We start from the raw sequence: 11120 nt of genomic DNA, 5'->3' as shown, positions 1-11120 counted from the left end.
ACACCACCCCCCCCACCCCCCCCGCCCAACACCCCCCCCCCCCCCCCCCCCCCCCCCCCCCCCCCCCCCCCCCCCCCCCCCGCTTCGGCGTCCCACCGTGCCCGTGGAGGATCGATTTCACCTCAGTCGTTTGTGTGCGTGAGCCATCAAGTGGTGGGTGGCACCCTGGCCGCCGACGGCGATCTGGCTGACCAGCAGGCTCCGGATGCCGCCGCCGGCATTGGGTGAGTCGGGCGCCATCCTCGACCAGGCGTGTCTTATGTGCGTAGCCAGGTAGTGGGTGTCGCTCTCGGTATCGGCGAGGACGATCACGCGGTGGACGGGGCAACGGTCGATGACGCGCTGCAGCTCGTATCCCGTGCCGATGTTCTCCTTCTGGAAACCGGACAGGTCGATGACGACGAGGTCGGCGAGTTCCAGCAAGGTGTCTACCGCGCGCTTCCAGTAGGTGCCGTGGCACAGGTAGGCGGACATCGGGTAGCTGCCTTTGCGGTCTCAGACCCGCACACCTCTGCCGCCGGTGCCCCGGACGATGCGGAACCCGCTGGGCAGGGGACCGAGGGGGCGTGAGGCGAGCGCGCGTCGCATGTGCCGGTCCGACGCGATGAACAGTTCTCCGATCGTCCCGGAGCGCCGCCTCCGCGCAAGCTCGGAGTAGCGCACCGACGCGGCGCTGCGCAGCAGATGCACATACCCGCAGCGGCGGAACGTCCCCTTGATGAAGTCACGCACCCGCAACTCGTTCTCGAACAGTCGGAAGTACGCGATGTTCAGCGGTTGGTGGCCGAAGACGTTGCGCGTGGCGCTGACCTTTTGCAGGCCGAAGACCATGGACCGAGGCGGCGTGTAGTAGGAGATCTTCAGCTCGGGAACGACCGGTGCCCGGTAACCGGACGGAGCGGCGGTGGCGGGCGGCATCAGCTCGGCAAAGGCCGGGTCCCGCGAGAGCCTGCGCACCTGCCAGGCCAGCAGGCGCCGACGCATGACGTCGATTCCGACCACGAGCAGCACCGCTGCGGCCGTGCCGCCGACCACCCCGGCGAGCAGGAGCGCTTCCTCATCACGTGACCCCATACGCTCGGGCGTCAGCAAGACCCCCAGCCCCACCACCGCCAGCGGGTAGCCCACCCACACGAGGGTCAGTGGCACGACGTTGCCCAGAGTGGTGCGGCTGGGCCGCGACCGACGCAGAGGCGCGCCGTGCTCGGCCGATGGCGGCAGGAGGAGTGCCTTGACCGGATCGCGTGCCTGCCGCCGCTGCGAGAACGCGATCTGCCAGCGAACCACGCGCACGACCAGGGCGACGGCGAGGAGCGCCGAAACCAGGCCGGTACCGCCGGCCAGCCAGGGAAACAGCTCGGAGTCATGCGGGATCTCCACACCGCCGGTCACCTCGGAGATCCGGCCTGTCATGTAGGCGTAGGAGAGTCCGGCTAGGGTGCCGGTGTAGAGGCTGCCGAGCAGGTTGCCGCGTGCCGCCTCTGCTTCGGTGGCCGGGTCGAGCCGGTAACGCATGATCCGCCTCCGTTCCCGCCGAGCATGAGTACGTGAGCTCCCCTGAAACTCGAGAAGCCTCTCCTCGAATTACGGCCCGTGTGGAGCAGTAGTCAAGATTCGTGGCCAGAGACCTTCTGGGTTTTTCAGCCAGCCAGAACACGCAGGGGGCGAGGACTACCAGGGTGGTAATGGCGGGCGACGAGCCCGCCTCACACGCGCGGTGGGTCCTCCCATCGGGCGAGGTGACGGTCCGTTGCGCGCAGACAGCCACGGACGCTGGTGCACCGCTTCGCCACCAGCACCCCTCTGCACTCCTGATCGAAGCTCACGACGCTCCCCGGGCCGGGATCCTCGCAGAGGACAAAGCCCGCTGCGGCAAGAGCGCCGGCCGTTTTCTCCCAGGACTGGAACGGTTGGACCACCGGGCCCCTGGCCATGTTGCGCACGGCCGCGAGCGGTGCCAGGAAGCTGCTCACGACCAACTCAAGCCAACGGCCGTCGTCGGGCGCCCGTTTCGTCACCGCTCTCGAGGTCGGGGCAGGAGGCGTCAGGACGAACAACTTCTGCTGCTGTCCCGTCAGCCGGATGTGGGCGAGTTCCCACAAGGTGCTGGGAGCCATGGAAGGGACGGCGAGCACGCAACGAGCCTCGGAGATCATTCGTGCCACGACGTCCTTCCAGCCCGCGTCCGGCAGATAGACCCGAACGGCACCGGACGGGGCGATGCGGTCAGTGGGATTGCCGAGGGTGACGAACGGTAACCACGTGGCGGGCATCGCGTCGGCGAGGATCGTCTCCAGGTTCGCTGCGTCGTGCTCGGTGGGGCTCCGTCCGAAGGGCTGGTGCTCCGACTCGAACGGCCGCAGATACAGAGTCCGAGGCGTAGATGCCAGGTGTGTCGAACCGGGCTTGAGCCGGGCGGCTGCGTCCGCGATCAAAGCTCCCGCCATCATGACGGCGAAAGGGGTCATGACTGACCAAAGGAATCCCGACCACCGCTCGACGCCGTGGGAACGTGAGGCTTCGCGTCCGATATAGACACCCGCTGCCGGAGCAAGAAGAAGCGTCGCGACGGCCAGCGTGTTCAGGCAGCGACTGCCGACCGCGTTGAGGGCTCTGCGTGGCCCCGTCCGACGGCGAGGTCGCAGAACGACGCAGGCCAGCAGAATCGAGGCCGATCCCAGCAGGGCACCCAGGATGCCGCCGACCGCCTGATCGGCGAAGGTGGAGGCGAAGTCGGTTCTGTCGAAGACGATCACCGCGTAGGTCGGGCACAGAACGAGGAACGGGGCGACCAAGAACCAGAAGCGAGACCTCGGGGCGGGCAACAACCCTCGCTTGCGCAGGACTCGTTCGGCCAAGCCCATTCCGGATGCGGTGACGAGCATCCCCATGTAGAAACCGGGCAGCGCGAGCACGAAGAAGCCGATTCCGTCGAGTACCGACTTGGTGATCAGCTTCGTGGTGCCCCAGAGCAGCTCCAGAGTACTCATGCGATCTCCCCGTCGCGTTTCGGTCCGCCGCCGGTTCGGCTTGGCGGGAAGGGTTCTACGCCTGGCGCCCGTGCCTCTCGCTGCGTGCCGCCGAGCGAACCGGAGAACCGACACTGGAACGACCGCTCCTCGCTGACCTCGCGGTCAGTGGCGGGGGCGGTGGGAGAACCGTGACATCCCTACGGGCCCGGCGGCGCTCAGTCGTTATCGCCGTTCGTGCCTCGCCGAGGAAGAGCGAAGTCACGAAGACGATGACCATGGCTCTCAACAGGGACGGCGTATCGGTGTGGGCCATGTACCAGCCGGCGGCAAGCAGCATCAGTGCTTTGATCAGCAATTGGTTTGCGATATCGGCGTATCGGAAGCCAGAGGCCTTCGTTGTGACGCCGGGCAAGCTCTTCTCCAGGTTCGCGATGAACGGTTCGATCTGGCGGTGAACCATGGCCCGGTTCCTTCTGCGTGCCCCACCAGCCTCAACGGCGGGGTCGAAGGGAGTGAATCGTCCTCTCCACTCCTCGTCGAACTGCACGACCCCCCGCAGCGGCTGCCGACGGTCCACGTCGCTCACCGTCGGATGACCGGGCAGTGCCGGCATCCTCAAGGGCGGTTCGCCCACTTCGTGCAGCTGCTGGGACCGCTGCTCGAGGAATGCGGCAGCTGCGTCGCAGAAGCGCCGATAGTCTTCGGGCCTGCCGCAGACCAGCAGGAGCAGGCGGGCGGGCGGGAGGAGCCGCACCGCCTCCGTGAACTCCCACAGGGTGCCGTCAGCACTCTTTGTGTCCTCGCCGATGACAGCCACCATCAGCACGAGGCGGGCACGTCGCATGCCGCCGCTGATTGTCTTTCTCCAGCCGTTCTCCGGCAGGTAGAAGCGTTTGGCTCCGGGAAACGCGAAGGGCTCGCCGGGGCGTCCGACGGCGACGACGTCGCCGCAGGGGCGGAAGAGGTCGACGATCTGTTCCTCCCCGCTGTCCTCGTCCCCTGCCGAGTCCGCGAAGCCCAGCAGCCGGGCATAGGGAAGGCCGGCTCTGCCGCTGACGAGCGGATCGATTGCCGCCAGCCTGCTGTCCTCGGAGAAGGGACGAAGGTAGAGGAGGTATGTCATGGCTCGATACTTCTCGAGCGAAGGCAGAACCGGCCGGTCGTGCTGCCTGGCCTTCGTGATGTGCTGTCGGGCGGTCCCCAGGCCGATCAGGGAGGCCGCGCCCACCACGGGAACCGTCAGCAGAGACACCCAATCGCCGGTCAAGCCGAGCGCGAAACCCGTCACGACGAAACCCATGGCCATGTACGCGAAGCTGCCTGAGATCCTAGCGGCCGCCGTGTATCGACGACGTCGACCGGCGGGAGTTGCGGTCATTTGTTGGCCACCTTGGATCTTCGACACCGTGATGCCCACGACAATGGCGTCAGTACTCCTGGCTCATCGGCTCAGGTCAGCTCCTCGGCATCTGACCGGTACGCCGCCAGTAAGAGATGCCGATAAGTGAATTCGCTGACCTTGCTCTTCCTGCGGAGTATCCTGGATTTCCGGTCGACACCCGTGCCGATGCTGAACGTGACGGGCTCGTCGTCACGAGGCTCGAAAATACTGCCCCGATTCTTGAAGAAGTGCACACCGAGTGTATTGGGCGGCAATAGCTTCTTCGAGTAGTAGTCGATTCGCTCGCTGCTGATGACTGGATCGGTGCCCTCGCGGAGATTGACGAGGCACAGCGGATCGTCCGTCACCGCGAGGAGTTTGCACAACTCCAGCCTTGACTCCGCGTACCCGCTGCCCTTCGCGTCGTACGGAGGCAGGACCACGGTGAGTCGCTCAAGGCGCTGGAGTTCCACGATCTTGCGCACCTCCCACCATGTGGATGTGCGGATCTCCTGGCGCGGTGGCAGGATCAGCACGATTGAGTGGGCGTCGCTGATGAGTTGCTCTACCGGTTCCTTCCAGGCGGTGTGCCCTGCCCGCATGTAGACGAGGCTGCCAGGGGCCAGAGCGAGGTTGGGGTCGACCACCGCGTATGCGTCTGAGGCGTATGCGTCGGACCAGGCTCTGGAGACCACCTGCTCCATGGTGGAGGTGACCTTCATCCCGGAGAGGGCCAGCGCCCAGCGCCGCCTGCCACTGCGCACGATGATGTGTCCGGCGGACCCGAACGGGCGCAGGATCAGACAGTACCGTGCGCCCGAGCTGACCAGATTCGGGACGACGTCGTCGGTCTCCTTGATGCGGATGCGGAGCGTGAATCGCACCAGCCACATCATTCTGAGTACGCCGACCGTGATGAGAGCGACTACGCCTAACGCAAGCACGGCGAGTTCGCCTTCGGAGATCAGCAGAGCGCCGAACGTCAGGAGCGCAAGGCTGAAGAGCCCGAAGCAGCCGATGTTGCGCCATAATCGCAGGATCACGGCTCGTGTTCCGGTATCGCCTCGGAAAGTGCGTCGTTCTGTTCCGGACAATCGCTATCCCTCCCCCGACGGGACGTAGAGCATGAATCGATCCGCTCGATGTGGTCTCTGACGACACAGTCCAGCGTACTGTTGATCGCGTTGTGGATTGCCGAATCTGGAACTCAATTCGGCAAGGCGAGACGGGATTTGGTGCTTGTGCGGCGGCAATTCATCTGAGCCTCCACGCATTGCCGACGGGGCCCACGTCCCACTCCCGGGTTTCGGCCACAGCGTCCCCCGTGGCAGTTCGGTCCCACATTAGCTCCGGGACACGGCGGAGGGTGGCGGTTCCAGGAAATGACGGACATGGACGACCTCGGTACGCGGCGTGCCACGGCCCGAGGGCCCAACGCCTCCTGCGGAACCGCCAAGACGGCCGGTCGGCCGCAAGAGTGTTTCCCCGTACGGTCCTCGCATCCAACGCGGAGCGGACGCTCGTGGGGCCATGGTGACGACCTTCTGCTCCGGAGCCCGTGCCCGCGCGGCCGGGCTCATTCCTGTGTCTGCCCCGAGGTCAACGCATTGACGTACTTCTCTGTGGGAGAGGTACGGGTTCAGGCCGATCCGCCTGCCGCACCGTCGCGCGGGCCTAGCGTCTTTCCCTGCAAGGGGAGTGCGCAATGGCTCACGCCCGAGGTCATCGACTGCGAAGGCGCGAAGGCGGACGGTGCACTCCAAGACCACGACACGTCGCACTCACCGCCGGATCCGTCTACCGTCCGGGACATCATCGCGGCCACTGAGTGCGAGTCGCGCCCTGCTGTCATCTCTGCTTCTCCTGCTCTTCCTTCTGATCGACGCCAGCCAGGCCGGCGATGCCCAAGCCGCGACCCCGGGCGCCGCCGAGCGTGATGACGTTTCGACTCTCTCCTCACTGGTGATCAGAGATCCCGGACTGGGCCCGTCGCTGTCATTGGTGTCCGAAGGGCCGTGGCAGGGAGAGACGGAGACGAAGTGGCTGATGGACGTGTGCAAGGGCTGGCAGCGCACTTGGCGCTCTCCAGCCGGTGAGGAAGCGCAAGCGGTGGTGTGGCGCTGCCCGAGCGAAAGGGACGCGGCCACACTCGTATGGTTCGACGTGTTCGATCCCAACTTCTTCGAGCACTCGACGAGCCTGCGCTCCCTGCCGGGTGTCTGGCTGACTCGCGAAGTGCGTTACGTCAGCGGGGCGCGGAGCCGTGAAGGGATGTTCGCCCAGGGGAACCGTGCGGTCCGGGTGTCGTTGCGGACGCCGGCCGAGGGGCGCCTCGACGCATTGTCAGAGCGTGTCATCGCGATGGCCGCCCTGCAGACCGAGCTCGTTCCCGGTGAGAGAGTCCGCCTCAGGCAACCGGACTACAACGAGGGCGCGTTGGTGCTGCTGACGATCCCTGCCGTGGGCTACTTCGTCTACGTCCTGCCCTGGCGCATGATTCGCACCCGGCACGTTTGGCGCCGATACCGCGTGCGGCGTGGGGACCCCGCGTGGCAGGACGTGTCCCGTTCGGCGTTCAAACTCGCCATGCTGGTCCGCAGCAGGGCACTGTTCCGCACATTTGGCTTCCTGGTGGTGTTCATGCTTGTGGTCACCCGCAACCTGACCATCGACCCGGTCGTCATGCTGGCCATCGCCTTCATCTTCGGCTGGCTACTACCCAGCCGTAGCCGTCTGCTGAGGCGGGCGTGGCAGCCGAGACCCGTGCGCGGCCGCTGGGACGTACAAGGCAGACACGCGTGGTGGGTGCGCGTCTGTGGTCTGGCCAGCCTTCTGATCTATGCGGCCGGCATCGCCCTCTTCCTCGTCTTCTACATCGCCCAGGTCTCCGGCATCGCGAACTCTCCTCTGATCGACGGGGGTCTGCCCAGTGCCCGGTACCTGCAGATTCAGTCACCCGGGCATCTGGTGGTCTATGTCGTACTGGCTGTCGTCGGCCTGGGGGCGGGCAGCGCGGTGATCGTGCTGTCGGGCCTTCTCATGCTCGGCGGAGTACTGGTCCGCAGGCTGGGGCGGTCTTACGCGCTGAAGGACGCCGAAGCCGCCCAACAGGACAGCACCGAGCAACCCGTTCTGTATCTCCGCAGCTTCACCGATGACTCGGTGATGATGCCGTCGAGCGCCATCGCGCGAACGAGTGTGCTGGAACGCGCCAGTTTTGCCTGGCGGCAGCCCTTCGAGGAGATCACGGTTCGGCATGTCTGGGCACTCGGCCCTGTTATTGCCGCTACCCACCCCGCGGATACGAGAAGCAGGTCGGACATCGGCGCGGCCCGCATGCGGCTGGGCACGGAGACATGGCAGGCCGAGATCGAGGCCGAGGTGCTCAAGTCCCGGCTCGTCGTGGTGGGCGCCACTCCGGAGGTCATCAACGAGGGCCTGTTGCAGGAACTCGAGATTCTGAACCAGCATCCGTCGAAGCCTGTCGCCCTCGTCCTTGCACCGCTGCCCCGGCACGAGTTGAGCAGACGATGGCACTCGTTCATCGACGCGGCTCTCTCCGTGAGTGACGCCCGGACCCACCATCACTCGCGCTTCGCGGGGCTGCGTGCGCACAGAAACGACGTGAGTGGTGCGCTGGTCCTGCTCAACACCGGGGGCACCGAGTGGCAGGTCTGGGGGGCACGCCGTCGTACCGAGTTCACCTTCGCGATGGCATGGGGTGAGGCCCGCGACGCGCTAGCCCAGGTCGATCGAGCTGGAGAGGCACGTCGACCTGTCTCGTCGCCCGTTCCCGGCGACGCATGAACGCGACGTGCTCGACGTGACGGCCGCACCGATGTCATGCGGTGATCAAACCGGAGGTTGGAGTTTCTCCGTGATGATGGGCAGGTAGCGGCGGACTTGCTCACGATCGCTCTCCTTCTCCGTTTCCGTCAGTTCGGCGTACGGAGTTTCGATCTGCGATTCCCAGCGCCGCACCAGTTCCGCGGGAATGATGAGTGAGCCGTCGCTTTGGCGCGAGCATCGGGAGTGCAGATAGCGCTGCCAGTGCGCCCACCTCTCATGTTCGACGGTGGCAAGCGCCTCTATCATTTCTTCCATCTCGTGTTCCTCCGATGAGCTTTCGGAATGTATCGGCATTTAGATCAGCCCCTCCTTCACGAGCGACCAGTAGTGCTGACCCAGTACGGTCAACTCACATGATTTGCTTTGCATCGCGGCGTGCCACATGTGAGGGGCCTCCACTGGTCGGACCAGATTGACCTTCACATAGCGCTGCAGCACGGCAAAAACGGCTGTATGTGCAGGGTCGGGTGACGGAATCGAAGGATCGCCCTTCTCGTCCGAAGACCGTTCGGGCTCGAATGACGGATTCAACTGGAATTTGCAGTCCGGTGCCGGGAAGTGCCTGGTTAAGGCCTGGAGGTCCGCAAGAGAGATCGGCGGCTCGGATCTCCTCAGCGAGACGAAGGTCTTGACGTTCGTTTTGAAGACCGGCCGCTGTGCCCACGGTCCGAGCGATTGGTCGATATGGGCGTACACACTGCCTGGCGTGATGTCACCCACAAGGTTGGCGGCCGCGCCGTTCAGCGCATCGACAAACAGACTTGTGAAGATGCCGGCGCCGCCGCCAGGCGTCTCGTAGGATTCCTGATCGGCGGTCGACGCGGTGAGGATGGTGACCCCGTCCGAGATCTCCGCGAGGCCGGCGTTCGCGGCACTGCTTCCAGCCACACCACTGTGACAGCTGTCCAGAATTATCACCTTGTTTCTGGCGCGAGAGCTGTTTGCCAATTGCATCAGTTCGGCCAGGGCCAGCCCGTCGTCGCCGGTTTCGGAGTCACTCGCACACAGGAAGCCACCGGTGTCCTCGATGTATCCGTGCCCCGCGAAATAGAATAATGCGATGTCGGAGTCGTCCGCGAAGAGCTTCCTGACCGCGTCCTTGAGATCCCGCTTTGAGACCCGCTGGTCGGGACTTGTACCCGTCATCACTTGGGGGGACGGGAAGTTCAACGTGCCGTCCGAGTTGCGTTCGACGATTGCCCTGACAGCGAAGGCGTCGTTGACGCATCCCGTGAGCGGTTCCAGGTTATCGTAGTGATCGATTCCAACGATCAGAGCCTTACGCATGGCACTCCTGCAGCGAGTCGACGTGGTGACTGACGTGCGCGTCGGTCCACGCGACAATGGACGCTCGCAGGTACAGGGGCTGCCCCTTGAGGAAATCTCCTCCACGTTCGTGCTCACTGGTGCACGCCGCCAGGATCGACTTCCCGCCTGCCAACGCCCCTCCCGACCGTAGACAGAACGCGGTTGCGGCAAGATGCACACTCTGCGCCGACGCAGCCAGCCGTGACGGCTCACGCTACTAGCGGTCCCCGAAGGCCGGGCCTGATTCGATCAAACAGGCTCAAAAGGCCGTCTGCAGGGCACCGGTTGACGGTGAGTACGCCTCCGCTGGAACCCGTGCGGAGCTGGACCGGCACGGTACGGTGGGCCTCCTGCCCGCTTCCGTTCCACAGGGATCTGTCATGCCGACCACCATCACGGGTCTCATACTTCTTGTCGTCCTGCTGCTTCCGGGCCTCACGTTTGTCATCGTCCGTGAACGCAAAGGAAGCGAGCGTCATCCGACACCTTTCCGGGAGACCGGGACGGTGGTCTTCTGCAGTGTGCTGACCGAGCTCGCCGCCCTGCTGATCTTCGCGATACTCCGTGGCATCAGACCCGATCTGACGCCGGACGTGGGCCAGTTGGTCCGAGAGGGCACCACCTATGCGCAAGCGCACTACGTCGCGCTGGTGTGGTGGGCGGGAAGCCTGCTGGCTTTCGCCTGTGCCCTGGCTGCCGCTGCGGCGGCGATGACAGCTCGAGTACCGCACACTTCGACGATGTCGGCGTGGTGGGTCTTGTTCGAGAAGTGGTTCCCAGGGGAAAGTCCGCTCGTGGGCTGTGTCCTGGAGGACGGCTCGTACATCGAGGGGCAACTGGCTTCGTTCAATGTGAGTTCCGACGACGCGCCAGACAGAGACCTGGTCCTGGTCGAGCCGCTGAAGTACCGCGCCCCCGGCGCGCTCGAGACGTACGACTTCCCTTGGGGCTCGGCGTGTATCTCGGCGCGCCGGATCGTCTCGATGTTCGTCAGCTACCCCGTCGCCCCTGAGCAGGCGGCTGTGGGGGAGGGGGAGGGGGAGGCGACACCGGCGTCCTCCTCGGTTGCCTCGTAGTCTTGTGTCCCCGGCCCCCGCCTGACTCCGAAGGATTACCCCGAGGGTCTTTCTGGGGCTCCTTCGGGCTGTCACCCTGGGACGCATTCAGCCTCTCGGCCATGAGCGGTCTCCCTGACGGTCAAGACCACGCTCAACAATGGTGAAGCGCGCGGTTCAGCAGCAAGCTTACCGGCCGTACCGTATTGCGGGGTGCCCCAACGACGGAGGCGCGCCATGGGTGATTCATTGGTCCCGCCGCTTGTTCGAATTGCTCTTCTCGTTGCATGAGTTGAGTTTCACCAACCCGGCCACCCGTCCGGGACAGAACTGTCAAAGTCTCCCCGACGGCGGATGGTTCGAATGGTTCGGATCCGATCGGGGGCGCCACATGGCTCGTTATCGTTTGCGTTGGGCCGGCTGGAGGGCACTCGCGTTACTCGCGCTTCTCCTTGCTGCCGCGGCGGTGTTTTGGCATCGCCAATGGGCTCCGCCGCCTGTCAGAACGGTCGTTCCGCCGTACACCACCCCGGCTGTCGCGCAGCGGCTCCTTTC

At 65.1% G+C, this 11120-nt stretch carries 9 protein-coding genes; 2 read left to right on the top strand and 7 right to left on the bottom strand.

Translation table 11 applies throughout. The annotated features are described in order from the left end of the window. Positions 1 to 117 precede the first annotated feature (117 nt). The 5 genes from ACZ6SQ_RS23610 to ACZ6SQ_RS23590 form a co-directional block, all read right to left on the bottom strand. A complete protein-coding gene (locus tag ACZ6SQ_RS23610; protein ID WP_469565217.1) occupies positions 118 to 474 on the bottom strand; it encodes a hypothetical protein in 357 nt (118 codons plus the stop codon). Between the two features lie 21 nt (positions 475 to 495). Next, the gene (locus ACZ6SQ_RS23605) at positions 496 to 1515 is read right to left on the bottom strand and encodes a hypothetical protein (RefSeq protein ID WP_469565215.1); all 1020 of its coding nucleotides are present in this window, start codon (positions 1513 to 1515) and stop codon (positions 496 to 498) included. Between the two features lie 191 nt (positions 1516 to 1706). Further along, positions 1707 to 2990 (bottom strand): hypothetical protein, encoded by a 1284-nt coding sequence (locus ACZ6SQ_RS23600; protein WP_469565213.1) that lies wholly within the window; start codon positions 2988 to 2990, stop codon positions 1707 to 1709. A 55-nt stretch (positions 2991 to 3045) separates the two neighbouring features. Beyond that, positions 3046 to 4350, bottom strand: a complete 1305-nt coding sequence (locus ACZ6SQ_RS23595) for a hypothetical protein (protein ID WP_469565211.1) — start codon at positions 4348 to 4350, stop codon at positions 3046 to 3048. 71 nt (positions 4351 to 4421) lie between these two features. Continuing rightward, positions 4422 to 5396 (bottom strand): hypothetical protein, encoded by a 975-nt coding sequence (locus ACZ6SQ_RS23590; RefSeq protein ID WP_469565209.1) that lies wholly within the window; start codon positions 5394 to 5396, stop codon positions 4422 to 4424. 709 nt (positions 5397 to 6105) lie between these two features. Here ACZ6SQ_RS23590 and ACZ6SQ_RS23585 point away from each other — a divergent pair. Beyond that, positions 6106 to 8160, top strand: coding sequence for a hypothetical protein (locus ACZ6SQ_RS23585; RefSeq protein ID WP_469565207.1), 2055 nt, complete (start codon positions 6106 to 6108; stop codon positions 8158 to 8160). A 45-nt stretch (positions 8161 to 8205) separates the two neighbouring features. Here ACZ6SQ_RS23585 and ACZ6SQ_RS23580 read toward each other — a convergent pair whose 3' ends face one another. Further along, on the bottom strand, positions 8206 to 8457 hold the full coding sequence (locus ACZ6SQ_RS23580) for a hypothetical protein (protein ID WP_469565205.1): 252 nt from the start codon (positions 8455 to 8457) through the stop codon (positions 8206 to 8208). Between the two features lie 39 nt (positions 8458 to 8496). Further along, entirely contained in the window at positions 8497 to 9489 is a 993-nt protein-coding gene (locus tag ACZ6SQ_RS23575) for a caspase family protein (protein WP_469565203.1), read from the bottom strand. A gap of 401 nt (positions 9490 to 9890) precedes the next feature. Between ACZ6SQ_RS23575 and ACZ6SQ_RS23570 the strand changes: the two genes are divergently transcribed. Beyond that, complete coding sequence (locus ACZ6SQ_RS23570; RefSeq protein ID WP_469565201.1) at positions 9891 to 10586, top strand: DUF6338 family protein; 696 nt, start codon at positions 9891 to 9893, stop codon at positions 10584 to 10586. Positions 10587 to 11120: the final 534 nt, after the last annotated feature.

This window comes from Streptomyces sp. NPDC048600 (assembly GCF_055587025.1).
The sequence above is the reverse complement of the archived record's forward strand: the minus strand, read 5'-3'. Positions and strand labels throughout refer to the sequence as shown.